The organism is Alteromonas sp. BMJM2, from assembly GCF_027257845.1.
GTDB lineage: Bacteria > Pseudomonadota > Gammaproteobacteria > Enterobacterales > Alteromonadaceae > Alteromonas.
Window position 1 is genome coordinate 1 of record NZ_JAPVOT010000033.1, and the last position, 21,350, is coordinate 21,350.

General features: G+C 43.9%; 22 protein-coding genes. 13 read left to right on the forward strand and 9 right to left on the reverse strand.

The genetic code is table 11. The features are described from left to right. Positions 1-112: 112 nt before the first annotated feature. Together O9X84_RS18875 and O9X84_RS18880 are read right to left on the reverse strand one after the other, a co-directional pair. Positions 113-490: an SDR family NAD(P)-dependent oxidoreductase gene (locus O9X84_RS18875; RefSeq protein ID WP_269521218.1), complete on the reverse strand. Its 378-nt coding sequence runs from the start codon at positions 488-490 to the stop codon at positions 113-115. Then, positions 480-875, reverse strand: coding sequence for a thiol-disulfide oxidoreductase DCC family protein (locus O9X84_RS18880; RefSeq protein WP_032095557.1), 396 nt, complete (start codon positions 873-875; stop codon positions 480-482). Before O9X84_RS18880 ends, O9X84_RS18875 begins: the two co-directional genes overlap by 11 nt. A gap of 157 nt (positions 876-1,032) precedes the next feature. Between O9X84_RS18880 and msrA the strand changes: the two genes are divergently transcribed. Next, on the forward strand, positions 1,033-1,578 hold the full coding sequence (msrA, locus tag O9X84_RS18885; protein WP_269521219.1) for a peptide-methionine (S)-S-oxide reductase MsrA: 546 nt from the start codon (positions 1,033-1,035) through the stop codon (positions 1,576-1,578). 208 nt (positions 1,579-1,786) lie between these two features. Here msrA and O9X84_RS18890 read toward each other — a convergent pair whose 3' ends face one another. Then, positions 1,787-2,905: a hypothetical protein gene (locus O9X84_RS18890; protein WP_269521220.1), complete on the reverse strand. Its 1,119-nt coding sequence runs from the start codon at positions 2,903-2,905 to the stop codon at positions 1,787-1,789. 336 nt (positions 2,906-3,241) lie between these two features. On the opposite strand from O9X84_RS18890, the gene O9X84_RS18895 reads away from it, so the two are divergent. The 4 genes from O9X84_RS18895 to O9X84_RS18910 all read left to right on the forward strand — a co-directional run bounded on the left by O9X84_RS18895 (position 3,242) and on the right by O9X84_RS18910 (position 7,045). Further along, positions 3,242-5,119: an alkaline phosphatase family protein gene (locus O9X84_RS18895; protein ID WP_269521221.1), complete on the forward strand. Its 1,878-nt coding sequence runs from the start codon at positions 3,242-3,244 to the stop codon at positions 5,117-5,119. A gap of 18 nt (positions 5,120-5,137) precedes the next feature. Continuing rightward, a complete protein-coding gene (fldB, locus tag O9X84_RS18900; protein ID WP_269521222.1) occupies positions 5,138-5,674 on the forward strand; it encodes a flavodoxin FldB in 537 nt (178 codons plus the stop codon). A 33-nt stretch (positions 5,675-5,707) separates the two neighbouring features. Then, a complete protein-coding gene (locus tag O9X84_RS18905; RefSeq protein ID WP_269521223.1) occupies positions 5,708-6,493 on the forward strand; it encodes a CLCA_X family protein in 786 nt (261 codons plus the stop codon). Positions 6,494-6,637: 144 nt separating this feature from the next. Beyond that, entirely contained in the window at positions 6,638-7,045 is a 408-nt protein-coding gene (locus tag O9X84_RS18910; RefSeq protein ID WP_269521224.1) for an ExbD/TolR family protein, read from the forward strand. A gap of 83 nt (positions 7,046-7,128) precedes the next feature. Here the strand turns inward: O9X84_RS18910 and O9X84_RS18915 are convergent, their stop codons facing one another. From O9X84_RS18915 to O9X84_RS18930, 4 genes are all read right to left on the reverse strand, one after another. After that, positions 7,129-7,326, reverse strand: coding sequence for a hypothetical protein (locus O9X84_RS18915; RefSeq protein ID WP_269521225.1), 198 nt, complete (start codon positions 7,324-7,326; stop codon positions 7,129-7,131). A 301-nt stretch (positions 7,327-7,627) separates the two neighbouring features. After that, positions 7,628-8,113 carry a YgjV family protein gene (locus O9X84_RS18920; protein WP_269521226.1) on the reverse strand — a complete coding sequence of 162 codons (486 nt, stop codon included), beginning with the start codon at positions 8,111-8,113 and terminating at the stop codon, positions 7,628-7,630. A gap of 13 nt (positions 8,114-8,126) precedes the next feature. Continuing rightward, on the reverse strand, positions 8,127-8,858 hold the full coding sequence (locus tag O9X84_RS18925; RefSeq protein WP_269521227.1) for a tRNA1(Val) (adenine(37)-N6)-methyltransferase: 732 nt from the start codon (positions 8,856-8,858) through the stop codon (positions 8,127-8,129). A gap of 229 nt (positions 8,859-9,087) precedes the next feature. After that, positions 9,088-9,708: an NAD(P)H-binding protein gene (locus tag O9X84_RS18930; RefSeq protein WP_269521228.1), complete on the reverse strand. Its 621-nt coding sequence runs from the start codon at positions 9,706-9,708 to the stop codon at positions 9,088-9,090. Between the two features lie 70 nt (positions 9,709-9,778). Here O9X84_RS18930 and O9X84_RS18935 point away from each other — a divergent pair, with 70 nt between their 5' ends. Then, positions 9,779-11,998: a S9 family peptidase gene (locus O9X84_RS18935; protein WP_269521229.1), complete on the forward strand. Its 2,220-nt coding sequence runs from the start codon at positions 9,779-9,781 to the stop codon at positions 11,996-11,998. Positions 11,999-12,116: 118 nt separating this feature from the next. On the opposite strand, the gene O9X84_RS18940 is transcribed toward O9X84_RS18935, so the two are convergent. Next, complete coding sequence (locus tag O9X84_RS18940; protein WP_032095544.1) at positions 12,117-12,491, reverse strand: PH domain-containing protein; 375 nt, start codon at positions 12,489-12,491, stop codon at positions 12,117-12,119. A gap of 347 nt (positions 12,492-12,838) precedes the next feature. Between O9X84_RS18940 and O9X84_RS18945 the strand changes: the two genes are divergently transcribed. From O9X84_RS18945 to O9X84_RS18960, 4 genes are read left to right on the forward strand one after another with little or no spacing between them, the layout of a single operon-like run. Beyond that, entirely contained in the window at positions 12,839-13,858 is a 1,020-nt protein-coding gene (locus O9X84_RS18945) for a serine/threonine dehydratase (protein WP_269521230.1), read from the forward strand. Further along, a complete protein-coding gene (locus O9X84_RS18950) occupies positions 13,855-15,546 on the forward strand; it encodes an amidohydrolase (RefSeq protein WP_269521231.1) in 1,692 nt (563 codons plus the stop codon). Before O9X84_RS18945 ends, O9X84_RS18950 begins: the two co-directional genes overlap by 4 nt. Then, positions 15,539-16,825, forward strand: a complete 1,287-nt coding sequence (locus O9X84_RS18955; RefSeq protein ID WP_269521232.1) for an APC family permease — start codon at positions 15,539-15,541, stop codon at positions 16,823-16,825. The genes O9X84_RS18950 and O9X84_RS18955 overlap by 8 nt, the downstream gene beginning before the upstream one ends. A 47-nt stretch (positions 16,826-16,872) precedes the next feature. After that, positions 16,873-17,514: an MBL fold metallo-hydrolase gene (locus tag O9X84_RS18960; RefSeq protein ID WP_269521233.1), complete on the forward strand. Its 642-nt coding sequence runs from the start codon at positions 16,873-16,875 to the stop codon at positions 17,512-17,514. 142 nt (positions 17,515-17,656) lie between these two features. Here the strand turns inward: O9X84_RS18960 and O9X84_RS18965 are convergent, their stop codons facing one another. Beyond that, positions 17,657-18,172, reverse strand: coding sequence for a lactoylglutathione lyase family protein (locus tag O9X84_RS18965; RefSeq protein WP_269521234.1), 516 nt, complete (start codon positions 18,170-18,172; stop codon positions 17,657-17,659). A 159-nt stretch (positions 18,173-18,331) separates the two neighbouring features. Here O9X84_RS18965 and O9X84_RS18970 point away from each other — a divergent pair, with 159 nt between their 5' ends. From O9X84_RS18970 to O9X84_RS18980, 3 genes are all read left to right on the forward strand, one after another. Then, the gene (locus O9X84_RS18970) at positions 18,332-19,273 is read left to right on the forward strand and encodes a LysR family transcriptional regulator (RefSeq protein ID WP_269521235.1); all 942 of its coding nucleotides are present in this window, start codon (positions 18,332-18,334) and stop codon (positions 19,271-19,273) included. A 464-nt stretch (positions 19,274-19,737) separates the two neighbouring features. After that, positions 19,738-20,313, forward strand: a complete 576-nt coding sequence (locus tag O9X84_RS18975) for a hypothetical protein (RefSeq protein WP_269521236.1) — start codon at positions 19,738-19,740, stop codon at positions 20,311-20,313. 475 nt (positions 20,314-20,788) lie between these two features. Beyond that, the gene (locus O9X84_RS18980; protein ID WP_248518901.1) at positions 20,789-21,217 is read left to right on the forward strand and encodes a hypothetical protein; all 429 of its coding nucleotides are present in this window, start codon (positions 20,789-20,791) and stop codon (positions 21,215-21,217) included. Positions 21,218-21,350: the final 133 nt, after the last annotated feature.

Here is a 21,350-nt window from a genome sequence, read left to right on the forward strand (position 1 = left end):
GATCGATTCCACAATAGTACGGATGTGTATTAGTATAAAAGTTCATTGAGTTTTCTCCCTTGGTTTGGTCGCCTATTAGGATAAACTTAGTTTATGCTGATAGGGAGGAGGCTCAATGATTATCAAGGTGCTTTAGCCACAGAGCAGGAATAATTGAATTCACGGCAAAATAGGAAGCCAGTGCGTTTTCGCTCATATCTTCTAAACGCTTCTCAGGGTTTACTCCTAAATCGTCGTCTTTTAATACGCCTGTAGTCACAACCACATTATTAAGTTTGATGCCTTGGCTTTTCAATTCCTCCACAAAAGCAGAAATGCTAGCTTCGTCATGCTCTGCTATGGTTTTTGAAGAGACATTATCAGGCCAACTGCTGTCGACGTATCCGCTTCGACTTACCGCAATAACCTCATCGCCATTGTCTGCAAATCGACTAACTAATGCATTACCGATGCCGCCTGAGGCACCAATTATTAGTGTTTTACTTGTCATTGGGCTCTCCTGGTATACAGCGCTCGCAGCTGCGCTTTTTGCCTGTGAGTAAATAAGAAATTGTGTATCTGTGTTTAGCAAAAATGTTGTAAAAACCGTCGGCAATAATACGAATACCAGGCCAACGCAAAGGCGCATAAAGCCAACCAACGCCTACTGCTTTCCACGCCTCATGGGTAACATCTAAGCCAGTTATCAAGGTTCCATCCTCTCGAAGTGCATGAATTCTTGCATTCAATGCATGCCAGTCTAATGTGGGGTAACGCTCACTAAAATCTGGCTCTTGTATGTCAACGAGTGTTAATCGATTGTGCTTGTCTCGCTTTCTCAAGTGCTTCATTTCAGTCATGCACAGCGGACAATAGCCATCATAAAAAATAATCACTACAAAACCTCAAGTTGATTAAAAACGTACTAAACCGTACGCAGTATGTATTTTTGTATTTGTTATTCGTTTATACGCTAAAAAAACATGCTTGGATGACTTGAGTTAGACGCAGGTGGAACCCACACTACAGTCATTGAAATTGAGAGGTTTAATCATGGCAAATTTACAGGTCGCCACATTGGCAGGCGGATGCTTTTGGTGCATAGAGTCAGCGTACAATACCGTTGAGGGTGTGGAAAAAGCGATATCGGGGTACGCAGGCGGCGAAGAGCCGTCACCTTCTTATCAATCGGTATGTGGTGGCAATACCGGACATGCTGAAGTGGTGCAAGTTACCTTTGATGCGGACACCATTGGCTATCGCGAGATATTGGAAATCTTTTTTGCGCTGCACGACCCAACTCAGCTTAACCGTCAAGGTAATGATGTGGGTACGCAGTATAGAAGCGCGATTTTCTATCATAACGAAGCGCAAAAAGAAGAGGCGGAAAAAATCATTGCTGAGATTATCGCTGAAGAAATTTGGCCCAACCCCGTCGTAACCGAGGTGGTTGAAGTGAACAATTATCACACGGCCGAAGACTACCATCAGGACTATTTCAAAAATAATCCGCAAAATCAGTATTGCTCGATGGTAGTGGCACCCAAACTGGCGAAGTTTAAAAAGACATTTGCATCGCGACTTCGCAAAGACGTTTAAATAAATGTCTAATAATTTAAGCGTCTAATAACGTAAACACTTAATAGACAAAGGGGCAATGATTGCCCCTTATTAGTTACTACACAAAACCTATCAGATTGGCGAAATTAGATATCCTTCGCTTTTGCTGCATCCACTGCTATTACGCGCTATTCATCAACCTTAGACAATCAATTGATTTAATCTACCGCTTTTAATCAAACGTCGACTATTGAAACCAAGCGTCGTTAAGTGGCACCGAGAATAACAGCGGCGCTAAGTCTTTGTACTTTTCTTCATCAGCTTTGCACGAGGCATTTTTTAAGTAATTCTTTTCCCATGGGTCGTTTATAATCCACAGTGTATTTCCTATAGTGACAAGTCCTTCCATCGAGGCATTATCCATCACATAGTCTTCACAGCCCCCTGCCCCTTTAACCATAAAAGTAACAGGTACTCGTAGTGTAGGTTGTTCACCAGCTACATCTATAATCCACAGTTCGTCGTCGTTTCTTGCCGCTGCCAATAGAAAAGCATGATCTTCGACTTTGTGCAGTGCCAACCCATTGATAGGGTGACTGCCCGACGGAAACTTAGGTAATAAAAATGCGGGTTCTTTAACTACGGCAAAGTCTGTCGTTGAAAAAAAGTTGTCATCAACGTTTACGCTAAAAATACGAGGCTGACCTGCGATATCTTTTTCTAACCCCAGATACATGGTTCCATCTGCGTCCATCGTGATACCTTCAATACCGTCATTTGGGAAGTTGCCCACGTTAAATAAAGCTGGAAACTGCAGCGGGCGAACATGGGTCATTTCAAAATCACCGTTGTCTTTGCGTGCTAAACGTACTAATAAGGTAGGATAATCAGTGGAACCTGTTGTGCTATATGTTGACTCACAGCGGGGGCTAAGTGCACCGGTTCGCGTGGCATCTTCAGTAACGGTGTAAATAACGTTGGCGTCTCTGGGATCTACTGTAAGTGCTTCTAAATCAGGTTCGGTACTTAAATAATTGTAAAAGCAACTTCTTCTTACTTTACGTGAAAAAGAAAAGGTACTGCTTGAAGACAGCAGCGTTGACGTTGCGGGGTCGATGCTATGTAACTTTAATTGCTGGCTTTTGTCGGCGCTGGCGTCTGCTATCGTTAAAAGCCTATCGTTGATAGCCACCAACCCAGATGTTTGTGGGTCAAACATCACGTTGCCATTTGGTTGCGTTATCCAGTTTCCGACGGTAATTACGGTCAGATCTTCTTTTTCAGGGGTAATAATTACCTCTTTTGTCTCACTGCATGCAGTTATAATTAGTGCAGTAACGCAAATAAGCAGCGCATGTTTTAGCATCGAGATAGTTCCTTTTTTGGCAGTGGTTTGCAGTACAGAGCCATAGTGAGCCATGGGAAAAAAAAGAGATTAGATGGCGCACGTTTTCAGAGTACGAATCATGCACTGGCTTAAACACAAGATAAGCACTAGCCGAGCATGAATAAATTGTAAGCGAGTATATAGAGCATACCGTTTATATACAAAAAAGAGTAAAGTGCGATAAAAATGCACACGTGATGCTGTAACAATGGGGAACGAACTATTTCAACACTAGGCTCTCAATTAGACTCTCAGTTAGATTCCCATTCAGAATCTGAGCGAGACAATCGAACAGAACGTCAAACCGACCTCCCGTTGGTTATTGCTGGCCCGATCGTTCGCAAAGTTACTGAGGATACGTGCCATATTTGGCTAGTGACTTCGCTGCCTGATGCCCCTTCCATTCACCTTACGCAACGCGGTAATAATGTTGAGGTTGAGGTTGAGGTTGAGGTTGAGTACCACGCAGAAAGCGTACAGGTGGGCCAATACGCCCACATCCATTTAATATCAGCAACTGCTTCACACAAGTTTAGCGATCGCGAACGCGTGTATTATCAATTGGATTTTACCGATAAAGCCGTTAACGAAAGGTGGCATTTCGAGCAGCAACGTTTACTGTATAACGCACAAGATGGCTTAAGTTTTCATTATACCGAGACGCCAGAAACTATTTTACACGGCTCGTGCCGCAAACCACACTTTGACGGTGACGATGCGCTCGCGCAAGTCGATACCCTGATTGAAACAGGCCTTGCAGGCAGCTCATCACTTCCAGATGTATTACTGATGACTGGCGATCAAATTTATGCCGATGACGTGGCCGGACCGATGTTAAAAGCCATTCATCAGTGTTGCGACTTACTGGGGCTATACCACGAAGCGTTGGAAGGCGCCGTTGTTAGCAACACCTCAGAGCTAGCACAGCACTCGCATGGGTTTTATGAACGAGAGCAGTTGCTGCCACAAATTGCCACTAATACGGTATTGTCCTCTCTCTTTTTCGGTGCGAAAAAGAAACCTGTGTTCACATCAGTGAATGCACAAAACCACCTTATTGGCAGTTCTGAAATTCTCGCGATGTATTTTTTGGTTTGGTCTGACGCTCTCTGGCCATTGATTGACATCGATAATAACCATATACCTCAGCAGTACCGAGACACTTTTGAGAAAGAACAAAAAACCATCGACGGCTTTGTAAAGCAACTTCCCTCAGTAAGACGGGCACTCGCTCATGTCCCCACTTATATGATATTTGATGATCATGATGTCACTGACGATTGGAATTTAACCCGCGGTTGGGAGCAAGAAGTTTACGCTAACCCGCTGTCTAAGCGCATGATTGGTAACGCGCTTATTGGGTACTTGCTCTGTCAAGGCTGGGGTAATGCGCCTAAGAAAGTGGCCTCGCTCATTGGCGATGCACAAAAAGTGTTTAGTAGTAGCGATTTACATGAACACGACACATTTATTGATAAGCTGCTCGATTTCAGCGAATGGCATTATCGACTTGATACGTCGCCCCCTATTGAGGTATTAGATACTCGCACGCAGCGATGGCGCTCTGAATCTAGTCTCAACAAGCCTTCAGGCCTTATGGACTGGGAAGCCCTTTGCGAGTTTCAACATTCTATCATTGGAAAAGAAGCCGTTATCGTTGTGTCTGCTGCTCCTATTTATGGGGTGAAGATTATTGAAGCGATACAAAAGCTGTTCACGTTTTTTGGCAAGGCATTAACTGTGGATGCTGAAAACTGGATGGCACACAGAGGCACGGCCAACGTGATGCTCAATATTTTCAGGCATTACAAAACACCGCCGGAATTTATTATCCTATCTGGGGACGTACACTATTCGTTTGTTTACGATGTGCGGCTGCGATTTAGACGCAACAGCCCTCATATTACCCAGTTTACCTGTAGCGGCTTAAAAAATGCGTTTCCAGAAACCTTGATCACTTGGTTCGATAGACTTAACCGCCTTCTTTACGGTGCAAAGTCGCCCCTGAACGTATTTACCAAACGTCGCAATATGTCGGTAAAAGCGAGACCGCCAAATAATGGCGAGAAAGAACTATTTAATGGCTGTGCTATTGGTGTATTAAATATTTCACACAAAGGTAAGGATGTTCACTGCAAAGCTTTGTTGAGTAATGGGAAAGAGGTAGTATTCTCCCCTGTAAATAACGACTAGCAAATAAAGAGGTATCTAATGAGTGATGGCGCCCTGTCTATAGGTTTATTTTTCGGCTCGACGACCTGTTATACCGAAATGGCAGCGGAAAAAATTCAGGCCCAGCTTAATAGTTTGTTCGATGACAACGTCGTTCATCTTCACAATATTAAAGATGTGAGTTTATCGCGCACCTCAGACTACGACATTATTATTTTTGGCATTTCTACTTGGGATTTCGGTGAACTTCAGGAAGACTGGGAGTCCCATTGGGAAGATGTGCATCAATTAAATTTGTCTGGCAAAACCATCGCGTTATTCGGACTTGGCGATCAGCTGGGCTATGGCGAGTGGTTCCAAGACGCCCTTGGTATGCTTCACGATGCCATACTTCCCGCCAACTGCAACATTGTTGGCTATTGGCCTAACGAGGGTTACGACTTTACCGCCTCTAAAGCACTTACCGAAGATAAAAGCCACTTCGTGGGCTTGTCGCTGGACGATGAAAATCAATACGATAATACAGACGCCAGAATTGAAGCGTGGTGCGAACAACTTCTCATTTCTCTAGCTTAAGATTGATAAAGGCGCACATAGGTGTAAAGACGCGTGGAATCTAAAGGCCGTATTCATCAATCTTTTTATCGAAATGGTCCAAGCCATAGAGACGGCGCTGACGTGTCTTTTCAAGACATAAGAAAACTATTTAACTTTTCTACCATCACGGTGGGTAGATGGGTTACGCCTCAAGAGCAACAAATAGCGGCCAATCTATTTTTCGATGCCTTATACGACCTCACCACCATACTCAATATCAACGAGCAGGTGCTCTCGCTCAATGGCTCGCTGTCACTGGCTTTTGGAAGCGGTGGACAAAAAAATGCGAGCGCCCATTATCACAGTGGAAAACGACAGTTAGCGTTGGCGAAAAATGCGGGAGCCGGCTCTTTGGCCCACGAATGGTTTCACGCGTTTGATCATTACATTGCCCCGCGCATGTTCGAAGGGATATCTCACGGTACCTTCGCCACGCAGGCTTGGTTAGATAATGCCATTATGAATCCTCACCCGCTGAATCAAAAGTTAAGCGACTGCTTCGACCTCATGTTTTTAGACCACAATAAACGACCTAATGAGTATTTTGTAAAATCTGTTGAGGCCGATAGAGCGCTTAAAACATTTTATTACGCCATGCCCCAAGAAATGGCTGCTCGCGCCTTCGAATCGTGTATTCAGGATCACGATATTAAAAACGCATTTTTAGTTCAAGGTACAAAAAAATCCACAGAAGCTAGACTTGGCATTTACCCTCATGGTAATTTGCGTGTAACACTCAATCAGGCATTGATGTTGTATTTTTACCAATTAGGCGTCGCCATTTCGCACAAACGTTAGTTATTAGTCGTTTTATTACCGCGGAATTGAGCACTTTTCCAGCAACAAGTGGTTACGAGCACACTGTTTTGTACAAAAGCCTGTATATTTTTGTAACAAGCAGTATACTATTGGGCTCGAACGTAACAGAAGAAAGAAGACGAGATGAAAAGAAAAAAGCATACCTCGGCCGAAGACGAGGCTCAGATTGATATGACCCCCATGTTGGACATCGTGTTCATCATGTTGATTTTCTTCATCGTAACGACCTCGTTCGTAAAAGAGAAAGGGTTAGACGTTAACCGTCCAGAAGATAATCAAGCGAAAAACGATAAGCCTTCTAAAGCGCTTTCAATTCGTATTGCCGAAGATGGCACTATTACGATGGGTGGACGTGAAGTAGACGTTCGTCGCGTTGTTGCAAACGCGCAAACTTATCTTGCTGAGAACAATACGGACACTGCTGCTATCCAAGCCGACGAAGAAGCTGAACACGGCGTTGTGGTAGAAGTAATGAACCAAGTGAAAATTGCTGGTATTTCAAAAGTATCAGTACTAGTTAAAAAGGGATAGTTTCCTTATTAACTCAAAAAAGCCGCCCTAGGGCGGCTTTTTTGTGTCGGTGCTAAATAGAGTATCAATTCGATATAACAGGCTCAGTCGCCCAAATTAATTGTCGCTCTGAAAATAGCATTGGCTGCACTTGCAGGCTTTGTAGAATCGCTTTCGGATCGAAACTGCCCCTTCGCGAGAGCATATATATTCAGTGGAACGCAGTCCGCCAACTTACGCTGAAGCTCTTCACTAAAACTATTCTTTTGCTCTTCACCGCAAAACTTATTTGTTTTATTCATAACTCATCTTCCCAAACTTATTGCAAACTCCTCGCGCGAGTATACGTCTATCTTTAATCAGTAAACATCGCGGCATTTATACGCACTCATTAATAAAGATACCCTTACCCATGAAAAGGGGTTATCGGACTTTCCACTATTAAACTTAAGACACTGGTTTTGAAAAGATATAAAGGAAAGTAAACACTTACATTGCATTCAGAAAGAGTAGCGACAAAAAAGCCGCCATTTAAAATAAATAGCAACCACTGTTAAGTTTTAAGGGTGAGTTTTTTTGAAGTAAAAGCTATCGAGATACGGATTACCGCTTGAGTTTGCTAATAATGCTGATGAGGTTACTTATGTTAAACACAGTGCCAAAAATGCTTCCCACCGAAATGGCATAGAGTAAGCCCAGTGACTCAGCGACTAGAAAGGTTCTTCGTATTTGATGGGTGTCTCGTATTACGATCGAACCTATGGTGAAGATAAGTGAAGAAGCATAGGCGATAAATATGTTCCAGTGATGCTCAAGCACAAACCACTCGTAGCATAAAAAACCAATATTAATCGCTATAAAGGCAAACAGAATAAGGTTACTTCTGTTTTTAATCGCAATGATGTTGCGAACGCTAGCGAGAAGCGTCCCTACCCCTGCTGCCATAGCATCTAGCATAAAGAAATGAGCGCTTAAGCTTGCTAATGCAAACGCGGATATTAACAAGTAGCGGTCAACATTGTTTTGTCGATAACCGATAAAGTTTAAAACAACAGCAATTGCACCAAATGCTTCGGCAACGACAACCATGATTTCTTCTCTTTTAAAATTTTAGATAAAACGGGCGGCAAAGCGCCTTGAACTCAGGTGTATACTCACCCTGATGATCACGTATGTTGAGGGAAGGATATGCCTCCTCGGTTTGAGACTCAGCTACGATTTCGCAGTTTGCATCATCAGCGCGTTGAGCCTGAAAACGGTAGACGCATAGGTAGGGATCACTTTTACTGTCGTGTTTTACCACCAAGCAACCTGTCACATATAAGTTAGACATTAGCGCTGCTTGCTCTATTTCGGCCATTCGCCGATAAGGATAAACGCAGTAAAGACTTCCCTCGGTAGATAAGTTATTCGCCGCAAACTGAAAAAGTGCAGTCGGCGAAAGTAAGCCAGTTTGTCGAGCACTGTGTCGTGCACCGCTTTGACTAGCAAAGGCATTGGTGGGTTTATTACTGTGCTCAAAATAAGGTGGGTTCGATATAATAATATCAAATTTTGTCTTTGGCTTATAAACCTCTAAGGCCTGGTGGTGCACCGAAATTCGCTTCGACCACTTCGACATCTCAGCATTATCTCTAGCCTGCTGCGCCGCGCTTTCATCTACTTCAATCGCCTGTATGTGGACAGCGTCATCAGTTTTTTGCGCCATCATAAGCGCGAGAATACCCGTTCCAGTACCAATATCCAGCACACTTTTGGCCCCATTGGGAATTACCCAACTACCAAGAATTAGACTGTCGGTATTCACCTTCATGGCACACTTATCTTGCGCCACACTGAATTGCTTACAACGAAACATTTTTTAGGTACACATTTTTAAGAACATATCTATTTAAAATCACATCTATTTAAAAACAGGTCCTAGCTCTAAGGCTTGCGATAAATCACGGTCGCGCATATTACACCATACTGCACCTCTATCCCATCATGCCTTCTGGAATTATCATCATTGCCTTTGGCAAACGCCGATTCCCGTTTAAAGACGCATTTATCACTTTTGGGATTTACCATTTTTGCAAAGACATCATATTCCTAGCTACATCAGTTGGCGCAACAGGGCGATATTTTTTAAGCGGGCCTTTCATTATAGATTGCCAAATGGGCGCTGTTTTTTGCGCAATATCTTCAAGTAAGCGAGATTCATCTCTGTCTCCTAGCAGCAGTGATGGTCTTACTGCTGATGCATTGGGTAGTTGAGGCATTCGCATAATGGCATTTTCAAGCTCGCCTTTTACTCTGAGATAAAAATTACTACTTTTTGCATCAGCGCCCACAGAAGACACCCATACAAAACTATCGGCTCGCTGAGCCCGAGTAAGCTGAGCGGCAACGTGGATGTACTCAAAATCCACACGACGAAATGCTTTTTTCGAACCTGCTTTTTTAAGCGTGGTACCTAAACAGCAATACACATGATTCACGCTGAAATAACCTTGATAGTCTTGAAGGTTGTCAAAGTCGATAACCACCGGTCTCAACCGGTTGTGCGGGTCATTGAACATCTGTGAAGACAGTGGCTTGCGCACCAAGCACGTCACTTCATCGTAACGCCTGTCCTGTAAAAGCATATTTACGAGCGTTCGTCCGACTAAACCTGTCGCTCCTAGCACCATTGCGGATTTCATACTTTGCACCTTGTATCATATGATGGTTTCTCTACAATCTAACCTTCGACAGTAAAATATGCAGATAACAATGAAAAAAGCCCTTTTAATTGGAGCCGCTATGCTCTCTACTGCTTTACACGCTGAAACGCTCACTATTGAGCGAATTTTCTCATCACCTTCTTTAGACGGCAGCGCCCCTCGCACACTCAAAGTGTCTCCCGATGGCGCGCGCGTTACGTTCTTAAAAGGAAAGCAAACCGACTACGAACGTCTCGACTTGTGGGAATACCACATTAACAGTGGCGAAACCCGCATGTTGTTTGATTCTAACGACTTACAAAGCGGCGAAGAAGTACTTTCTGACGAAGAGAAAGCCCGTCGCGAGCGTATGCGCCTAAAAGGTAGTGGTATTGTAAGCTACGAATGGTCTGACGATGGTAAGGCACTGCTCTTCCCTCTTGGCGGTGATGTGTACTATCACAAGCTTGGCGAAAAAGGAGCCAAGCAGCTACTCGATACCGATGCTTTTGAGACAGATATCAAACTATCTCCCAAAGGTAATTACATTTCTTATGTTCGCGATCAGAACCTTTATGTAAAACATATTGCCTCGGGCAAAGAGATGGCAATTACTAAAGACGGCGGTGGCAACATCAAGTTTGGTATGGCCGAGTTTGTTTCCCAAGAGGAAATGGGAAGAATGACCGGATATTGGTGGGCGCCAGATGAAAGCAAAATTGCGTTTACTAAAGTAGACGAAAGCCCTGTAGACGTTATTACGCGTACTGAGATTTACGCCGATGACATCAAACTGATTGAACAAAGGTACCCTAAAGCGGGCACACCTAACGTGGTGGTAGAACTGGCCATTCAGTCGCTAGACACTAACGAGCGTACGTGGGTAGACTTAGGCGAAGATAAAGATGTGTACTTTGCCAGAGGCCAATGGATGCCGGACAGCACAACATTTACCTACCAATGGCAAACACGCGACCAGCAAAACCTTGAGCTGCGTGCGTACAACACGCAAACAAAAAAACAGCGTGTACTGTTAAATGAAAGCAGTGATACCTGGGTTAACTTGCACGACGACCTGTATTTTCTCAAAGACAAAGGTCAATTTGTTTGGGCCTCTGAGCGCGATGGATTCAAGCATCTATACCTTTTCGATAATAGCGGCAAAATGGTTAAGCAGCTTACATCGGGAGACTGGGTGGTTGACAGTATTGAAGCCATCGACACGCAAAACGACCGCATTTTCTTTTCTGGCCGCAAAGACACACCATTGGAAAGTCACATTTATGTCGTTCCTTTTGATGGAAAAGGCACCAGCGATATAGCGCGTATTACTGAATTAGGCGCCTATCATGACGCAACTTTCAGCAGTGATGCCTCTATTTTTATTGACCGTTTCTCTACGGTTAACTCTCCTTTCCAAGTCAGTTTGAACGACGCTTCTGGCAAACGTATTACTTGGCTCGAAGAAAATAAAGTAGAAGAAGGCCATCCTTTGCACGCCTATATGGACAGCTGGACTAAGCCTGAGTTTGGCGACATTCAAACAAAAGACGGTGCGACGCTAAAATACCGTATCTACAAGCCAGAGAGCGCGGTAGAAAACCCGAATAAGAAATTGCCTGTTATCGTGTATTTGTATGGCGGCCCCCACGCACAAGTTGTTACCAATAAGTGGGCGGGAAATCGTGGCTTACTAATGCAACACTGGGTTGACCAAGGTTATGTGGTTTTCACGGTAGATAACCGAGGCTCTAACTACCGAGGCAAAGCGTTTGAAGATCCTATTTACAAAAAAATGGGCTTTATCGAGGTTGATGACCAAGTTGCCGGCGTAGAGTATTTACGCACGCTGCCCTTCGTTGATGCTGACAACATTGGTATTCACGGACACAGTTATGGTGGCTACATGACCCTTATGGCCATGTTTAAAGCGGGCGACTATTTCGCTGCAGGTGTATCTGGTGCTCCCGTTACCGACTGGCGTTTATACGACACCCACTACACCGAGCGATACATGGGTAACCCAAACACCGAGAACGATGCTTACACTGCGTCTTCTGTCTTTCCATACGCGAAAAACTTAAAAGGCGACCTGCTGATTTACCACGGAATGGCTGATGACAACGTACTTTTTACCCATTCCACAATGCTTTATAAGCACTTGCAGGACTTGGCTATCCCGTTTGAAACCATGGACTATCCAGGTAAAAAACACAGCCTTCGCGGTAAGCAAACTGGCATTCACTTATACAAAACCATTACTAACTTCTTTGAGAGAAATCTAAAGTAAGAAGGTGTAGCGAAAAAGCTTATAGGAAAACGTAAGCTACGAAAAAGGGCATAACAATTTGTTGTTATGCCCTTTTTATTTTGAAAGCGTCTTGGCCGCCTAACGATAACCGAATCGCTTATGCAAACATCTGATTGGCAAGGTTTTTTTGCACTGCCTGAGCGGAAGAAGCGCTCAGTTCAATCTCGATAGCATCTGATTTGCCCGACAGCCAAATTTTAAGCTCTGCATCAGTGTCAAAGTGCCCTGCTGTTTCAACAATAAACTGGGTAATAGATTTATACGGAATAGAGTGATAATTCACTTTTCGCCCCGTCAGCCCTTGCTTATCAATGATTATTAATCGCTTATTGGTAAACACGCTTAAGTCACGAACCAATTTAAATGCCGACGTAACCGTTTCGTTATCAGCAAGTATTGGAGACAGTTCTTCCTGAACATCTTCAGAACTCGTTTCACTTGCATTTCCCATTATTGTATCGAATAAACCCATTCTATTTTCCTTATTTTAATTGACTCAGTCTTCACATTAGAGCGCTTTCGCTTACTCACTCAAATTCTATAAATAGCACGCACTGGTTTTGCCCCATTCTGCTCATGGACGTATTTATGCACTGAAGATAAATACTGTCGCAAGACACAGTAAATAGCGAATAATATTTAAAGCAGTGAAGTAAATAGTGAATAAGCAAACCAAGATGGGAGATGATAAAAACGCCCCACTTTGACCAAAATTCGTACAGAAAAGGTCAGCACACTCTAATATGAATTGTCTTATTGCCTACAAGTGATAGGGTATTAGCAACAGTAAATAGCAGAAAAAAGTAAGAGCATTATCGAATGAGTAAGCCATTGTGTTTTGAGGACGTGACACGAGCACACCAGCGCATAAAAGAGACAGTCAAACGCACGCCTATTGTTGAATCAACGCTGTTGAACTCGTGGATGGGTCATCGAATTCTCTTTAAAGCTGAATGCTTACAAACCATAGGTGCTTTCAAAATTCGTGGTGCAATGAACTTTCTAGCCAAATTAAAGGAAGAAGGTCGACTGCCATCACAGGTTGTAGCCAATAGCTCTGGTAATCATGCGCAGGCGGTAGCGTATTCCGCGGCTCACTTTGGTATAAAAGCCACTATTTTCGCCAGTGAAAATATATCTCCAATAAAAGCGGCGGCTACAAAGAGCTACGGCGCAGAATTAAAGCTGTTTGCTACTCGCCCTGAGGCAGACATTGCGGTGAAAGAAGCAGCCGAAGGCACAGATACCGTGTGGATACCGCCGTTTAACCATGAAGATATTATTGCCGGACAAGGCACTGCAGCCTTAGAGGCACTTGAAGAAGCAGGAAACGTAGACGCAGTCTTTGCGCCATGTGGCGGTGGCGGCCTCTTAGCGGGTACGCTATTAGCCACACGAGCATTGCAACCCAACGCGCTGGTGATTGGCGCTGAGCCCGCCGAAGCGAATGACGCTTCTATGTCGCTGCAAGCTGGCGAGATTGTGGCCCTTGAGCACACGCCAGTTACCTTAGCAGACGGTGCAGCCACCCCCAGCGTGGGCGATGTAACGTTTGAGTTACTACAACAACTCGATGATTTTTATGAAGTTGACGAGCTGCAGATTGCATATTGGACCCAATGGCTGCACCATTTATTGAAGTTGCATATAGAACCCACCTGCGCAATGACTATGGCGGCAGTGGCATCGTGGGCGGCTAATACCCCTCCGGGCAAAACGGCGTTAGTTATGCTGTCTGGCGGTAATATCAGCCAGGCATCAATGGCAGCAATTTGGGAGCAAGACTTTTTACTTCAACCCCCTATTATAGATTTCGACGACGGAACAGAAGAAGAATGATGAAAACAAAACCAATGAAAAAGCTAATAACCAGCCTCACGCTCGCGGCATCCTGTATTGCACTTAACTCTGTTATTTCTATTAATTACGCAAACGCAGCAACACTGGTTAAAAACGTAAAAGGCTACACCCTAAACGACAGTGGCACGCTTGTTCAATTCAGTAATATGGTAATGGACGAGGGCAAAGTGCTCGCCCTTGATGCCAATGCAGAAAACTTTGACATTAGTAAGACTATTGATGGCGAAGGCAAAGTCATGCTTCCTGGGCTTATCGATGCTCATGGTCATCTGTTAGGGTTAGGCGCCAACTTGTTGGAAGTGAACCTACGGGAGAGCACGAGTGCAGGCAATGCGGCAAAAATGGTGTCAGATTATGCGTTCGCGAATAAAGCGCAAAGCTGGATTACCGGTCGTGGCTGGAACCAAGAATTGTGGAGCGACCGTGCTTTTCCAAGCGCAGGCGACCTAGACAAAGTAGTGTCAGACCGCCCGGTGGTGCTGACCCGGGTTGATGGACACGCCGCATGGGTAAATACCAAAGCGATGGAAATTGCCGGCATTACCAAAGACACCAAATCTCCCGTTGGTGGCGAAATAATTAAAGATGCCAACGGTAACCCTACTGGCGTATTTATTGATAACGCATCAATGCTTATTGAAAAACACTTACCTTCTGCAAGTAACGCTATTTATCAGCAGCAATTAGATGCAGCTGGCGAGCACTTGCTAGCCAACGGAATAACGTCAATGCACGACGCTGGTATTAGTCGCGATGTGTATGATTTCTATTTAAAAGAGTCGGTAGAAAGTGACTTACCCATTCGTATTTATGCCATGGTGAGTGCTACCGATCCTGAATTATCCACCATGCTGGGTAACGGGACTATTCGCGATAACGACGACTTTTTGTATATACGCTCTGTAAAAGCCTATGGCGATGGCGCACTCGGCAGTCGTGGCGCGGCGTTGTTAGAGCCGTATTCCGATGCACCTCATCAACACGGCTTATTGCTGACTCAGCCAGAAGATATGACTGAGCTATTCACTACTGTAATAGGCGCAGGGTTTCAGCTGAATTACCATGCTATTGGCGATAAAGCAAACCACGTAGCACTGAATGAGTTTGAAAGTACATTTGACCGTATTGGTGGAAGCGAACTGCGCAACCGCATTGAGCATGCGCAGGTAATTGCACCTGACGACTTAGCTCGCTTTTCTGGCTTGAAGGTACTGCCATCTATGCAGCCTACCCATGCCACCAGCGATAAAAATATGGCAGAAGATCGCATTGGTAAAGATCGAATGAAAGGCGCCTACGCCTGGAAAACGCTGCTAGATTCAGGCATTGCGCTGCCACTTGGCTCTGACTTTCCGGTGGAATTAGCGAATCCGTTTTATGGCCTACACGCTGCGGTGACCCGTCAAGACAGAGACAACCAGCCCGTAAAAGGCTGGTATGCCCACGAAGCTTTGTCTATTGAACAAGCCTTTAAAGGCTTTACCCTTGACGCCGCCTATGCAGGGCATATGGAAGATACATTAGGCACACTTACTCCAGGTAAATGGGCTGACTTTATTTTAGTCGACCAAGACATCTTCAGTATTGAGCCTCAGCACATTTGGAAAACTAAAGTACTTTCGACCTATGTTGCCGGTGAACACGTTTTTAGCCTAAACAATGACTAGAAACAGCCTGCTCACTAAGGGTATTGGCGGCATTGGTGCCGCCTTACTTGTGCTAAACGGCCTTATCGGCGCAGGTATTTTTGCCTTGCCTGCTAAAATGGCTGCAGAGTTAGGTGCGTTTAGCCCTTATATATTTCTTATTTTTGGCGCCCTTATGCTCACCATTGTGTGGTGTTTTGGGCAGCTTGCTGTTTTTTATCAAGAAACTGGCGGGCCGGTTATATACGCACGCAAAGGGTTTGGTAATGCGGCAGCCTTTCAAACGGGGTTTGTGTATTACCTTGCTAGAGCCACTGCCATTGCGGCAAATATGCACGTTCTGCTGCTGTACGCCGGCTATTTGTGGCCAGAAATCAACGCAGGAATGGGAAAATCTCTGGCAATAATAGCCCTCACTAGCCTACTCATATTTGTCAATATTGTGGGACTAAAAGCTGCAATGCGCTCCCTCGATACTATCTCCATTTTGAAGCTACTGCCTTTTGTAGCGCTTATTGGCGTAGGATATTGGCAACTTGATTTCTCTACTGCTTCGCCCGTTGTCACCCCAACATTAGATACCATTTCCGCAGGCGCACTCATTACGCTGTATGCATTCATTGGTTTTGAAACGGTTGTGGTTACTAGCGGCGAAACCAACTCTCCGAAGAAAACGATACCGAAAGCACTAATGCTAACAGTGTCAGGCATAGCGTTATTCTATTTCTGTGTTCAGTGGCTTTATTGGCATACGCTTGGCGCTGCGACACCCGATAGTGCCCCGTTAATCGCCCTTGCGAATATTATTTTTGGTGAAACGGGTGCGTTGGTAATGACGTTAACCGCAGTTGTGTCTGTGGCAGGCAACTTACTCGCCAACATGATTTCAACATCTCGCCTTACGTACTCGATGGCACGTCAGTCTCTTATTCCGAGAAACCTTGGTAAGCACTGGCTTGGCAAAGTACACAGCGAATTCGCCACACCGTATATTTCGGTTTTAGTGTTGGGTGTTTTTGCAGGTATTATGGCACTAAGCGGAAGCTTTGTGTGGCTTGCTATTTCAAGTGTGTTAGCGAGGCTTGTGGTTTATGCAGTATGCGTTGTAGTGCTTATGAAAGCGCAGCATCAACTTACCTACACACCCAACATCGTCAAACGTGCAGTACCCTTTATAGCCCTGGCTGTGTGTATTTGGTCTATCAGTCAGTCGGCAACCAATGCCTGGTTGTTCTTAGTTGGCGAACTGGTGATAGGCGCAGCACTTTACTGGCTGTTCACGAAAAACGCGAAAGACTAAAAGCGTTAATTTGCATATATACAAAGAAAGAAGATAAGAGAAATATTGTGGAAATTGTTGTTATACCCGTTACCCCATTCGCTCAAAACTGCTCTCTAATTTGGCATCCAGACTCGATGAAGGGCGCCTTTGTCGACCCGGGTGGTAACGTAGATAAGTTGATCAAAGCGGCAAACGACAACCATGTTGATATTGATAAAATAATACTTACCCATGGTCACCTCGACCATGTTGGCGGAACCGTAGAAATAGCGTCACATTTTAACGTGCCCATTATTGGTCCACATAAAGGTGATAAGTTTTGGTTAGATGCCCTCATGCAGCAAAGTCAGATGTTTGGTTTTCCACCTGCTTCGCCCTTTGAGCCGACCCAGTGGCTTAATGATAATGACACCATTGCTGTTGGCGGTTTAACGTTAAATGTGTTGCATTGCCCTGGGCATACTCCCGGACACGTAGCACTGGTTGAACGCACTAGCAATAAAGTGATTGTTGGGGACATTATTTTTGCAGGGTCGATCGGACGTACTGACTTCCCACAGGGCGATCAGCAGCAGTTGATAAGCTCAATTAAGCAAAAGATCCTCACGCTTCCCGATTTGATGACCATTTATCCAGGGCATGGCCCTACCACAACTATTGCCACAGAGAGGGCAACCAACCCCTATGTGTCTGGGCTTTATGGTTAATTATATTGGGGTTAATTGCATTGGGGTCAATGGCATTGGGGTTAATTGCAACAGACGCCGCGCTTGTTTGTGCCATCTAACATTCGGTGTATTTAAAGCAGAAACTGCGGCGTCAGTTTTAGCCTAGATAATGAATTAACGCTTACTCGTAAGCGCCACTTGCGTAATGCAGTTCATAGCTGTGGCTGTAAATTTCAAGAATGTTGCCAAACGGGTCTTCCATGTAAATCATGCGGTAAGGCTTTTCACCAGGGTAGTAATAACGCGGTGCTTTCATGCGCTTTTTACCACCAGCGGCGACAATTTTGTCCGCAAGGCCTTCCACATCAGGGTCTTGAACACAGAAGTGAAAGATGCCCGTTTTCCAGTACTCAAAGTTGTCTTCTGGGTTTTGCTGATCTTTAAATTCGAATATTTCCACCCCTACTCTGTCTCCAGTGGATAAGTGAGCTATGCGAAATCTTTCCCAGCCAGCACCAAACACGTCGGTACACATTTCACCAATTGCAGAATCATCTTCTAGAATTTCTGTTGGCTTCATGATCAAGTACCAACCTAGTACTTCGGTGTAAAACTTAACGGCCGCGTCTAAATCGGGAACCGATAGCCCAATATGAGAAAACGTACGTGGATACGGTGTTTTTACTGCTTCAGTCATCACTTACTCCTCTTAACGCATTTCTGCGTTACACAATAATAGAAAGAAACCCAAGCCATCCAATGATGCCTGTGAGTCAACGTGAAGTGATGATAGCTAGACAAAGCAGAAACTTGAAATTATCATAAATTCTTATTTTGATAATTTTAAATTATATAAATGCTAAATCCTATTTGGTTAGACACCTTTATAACGCTAGTTGAAACAGGGCACTTTACCCGCACTGCTGAACAGCGTTTTATGACACAGCCCGGCGTAAGCCAGCATCTAAAAAAGCTTGAGGAAACGTGTGGCTGCGAATTAGTTATTCGCCTAGGTAAAGGCATTCAGCTTACCGAACAGGGGCGGCGAGTGTTCGAATATGCCAAAGCTCAACAGCAGCAGGAGCAACACTTCATTGCTAGCTTAAAGTTTGATGAGCCATATGAGGGCAAATGTATCGTAGCTTGCTCAGGCGCCATTGCTCAGCGAATCTACCCTGCTCTTGTCGCATTGCAGACGAAGCACACAGCACTTAACATTCATCTTGAAGTTGCGCCTAGAAGAACCATTCTTACAGGTATCACTAACGGGACGTTTGAACTTGGCATAGTGACGAACATGCCCAATACAGAAGACGTGTCCTGTACCTATCTAGGTGAAGAATCTTTAGGGCTTATTTTGCCAAGCTCGTACCTAACCAAAAAAGGAAAGCGCCATAATAAATACAGCGCATACAACGTCGTCGACACGCTCAATACACTGGGGCTTATTAATCATCCTGACGCCGTACACTATCTTCAGCGCTATATTAAAGATAGCGGCGAGGCAGACTTAGCACTTATTAACCCGAATAAACTTAAGCACTCAGGTTATGTAAACCAACTCTCTCAAATTCTTATTCCAGTAAGTAAAGGGCTTGGCTTTACGGTGTTACCAAGCAGCACGCTAGAGTTTGTTGACGTGGCAAATCAGCTTGTGATGTATAAACCTAAAAATGATGTTACCGAACCTCTTTACTGCGTTCAGGCAGCACACGCAGCGCTGCCCGCTCGCTACGACCTAGTAAAAAATGTAGTAAAGGATGTGATAAAGAAGAGTGTTTGCAATTCTTCGCCATGAGATCTATCTGATTAGGTTCTTTCATAAGGCGACTGTGAAAAGCTCTCTATTTCCTTTGCACATATGGATCCTCCACCACCGAAAGTAGTGATTGAAACGACCCGTTTGAATGCGCAATACAATCAAACTGGTGTTTTCAATTGAAGACCTATGTTTGGTGTTACAGAACAATTAGTTGAAGACTTAAAGGGCGTTCCTCAACAGTTATAATTGAAAGTAACCATGGATGAGAAACGTTGCAGCCAATCCGTACGCGGATGCAAAAAAGATAATGAATCGGATAAAAACAATAGTGTCACGGCTTTGAACACCTGCTCACTGTCTTTTTGAGCCAGCGACTCTTTAGGCTGAAACGTAAAACGGACATTTTATAGACTTCCCTTTGAGAAACAGAATATAGTTAATCGGGGGAAGCGAGGTTATATTTGCATTCAACCAAGGGTATTTATAAAGGAATAAAATTTATGGATAAAGTTATACACAGCAAAGAGAGTAAAACTGGTATTGCCATTCAAATTTTTGGCATAATTTGTTTTCTTGCTGCGATTACCCTTCTTTACACATCAACTAAATCAAACTCACCTGCTATATACTTATTTTTTGCGGGCTTTTTTTCGTTCTCTATTCTTGTATGGGTGATAGGTGCTTATCAAAAGCGGAAATTTTATAAACTGGGCAAGACTCCGTTAACATTAACCCCATCAATCTGCACTATTGGCGAGGAATTTAAAGGTTCTATTGAAATTGAAAAGCCAAACGTTAATAGAGTTAAAGAAATATCAATTACTCTATGGCGGCGCAGCAAGACCACTGTCGATGAGAGCCGAAACGATATAGTTTGGGAGTCGAGTGCAACAACACACATTAATCAGGTAGACGGTAAAACAATCTTAGATTTTAGTTTTGTTATCCCGCGCGACAAGGAGCCGACAAACAAAGGATTCTTCTCAGAAAATAAATATTTTTGGGAGGCTAGTTTCGAGTTTGTTGAATCAATGCAAAGTATAAAAAGAACGTGGGAAATCCCTGTAAAAATATAACAAGCACTTCATGTACAAAGCCAGGTACTACACGATTCTTGCGTTACTCACTATCATTAAAACAATAGCAAAAAACTACTGCATACCACCTGCGGCTAAAGTACGAGTTAAACGTAACTTGTCTATTGAAGCCCTCATCACGGCTGTATGGCGGCTTCGTACGTAAACCGGAAGTTGGTTATCTATTACTTAAAGGACCCAATGAGCTAGTTTCTGCCCAAAATATTGTCATTGTTGAGAGTTAGATGCCTGTCTACGTATACGGTTCTAGCTGCCTTTCCCCTATATTCAGGAAAACGACCCAATCGCGCGTTTTTGTCCTTTACGTAATTAGCCCTTATTAAGCTTAACCTCTGTATTCTTTGACTTTCAGTAAACTCTGAATGATGGCACTATGGATAAAAACGAGCACATGCTCGGAAGAAAAACGCGCAATTTGCGCACTATTAAATTGTTATGTGGCATGGAAGGTTAAGTGAAAATATTTATCGGAATTGTAGTTTTAACGTCAGCTTTGATTGCGATTATTGCCTTTAGCAACCAGGCTCAAGTGTTCTTACTTCACAAGATGTACTCTCTAGGTTCTGGTATGGACGATGGGGCAACAGAGTTATTTATTCGTAATAAACACCGCTACAAATCTGTTGTTTTGGAATTGCTTAATGCTGAAACTCCCAACACTTACAAAGCTCAAGCTTCTTTTTTGTTTGGCGAGCTACTATTAGATGACCCTGAAATTCATGAAAAGATAGAAGATATTTCGGTTAATCACCCAAACAAACAAATTAGATGCTTTTGGTTTGATGTACTGGATGGTCGGTTCGAGCATGAGCTTATAGCAGGTAGTGAATCTGGTAAGTTTGCTGCTTATGTGGTTAAAGACAAAGGAAGTAGGTGCGAGTAAATGCCACATAACACATATGAGCCTCCGGGCTGTCAATGAAAAAAGATAGCCCTTTGACCGCTATTTCAAGATCAATACCGTTGCCTTTTTAGAACTCGTTTACTTCGTCTGTCATGGTTGATGTTAGGCAAAT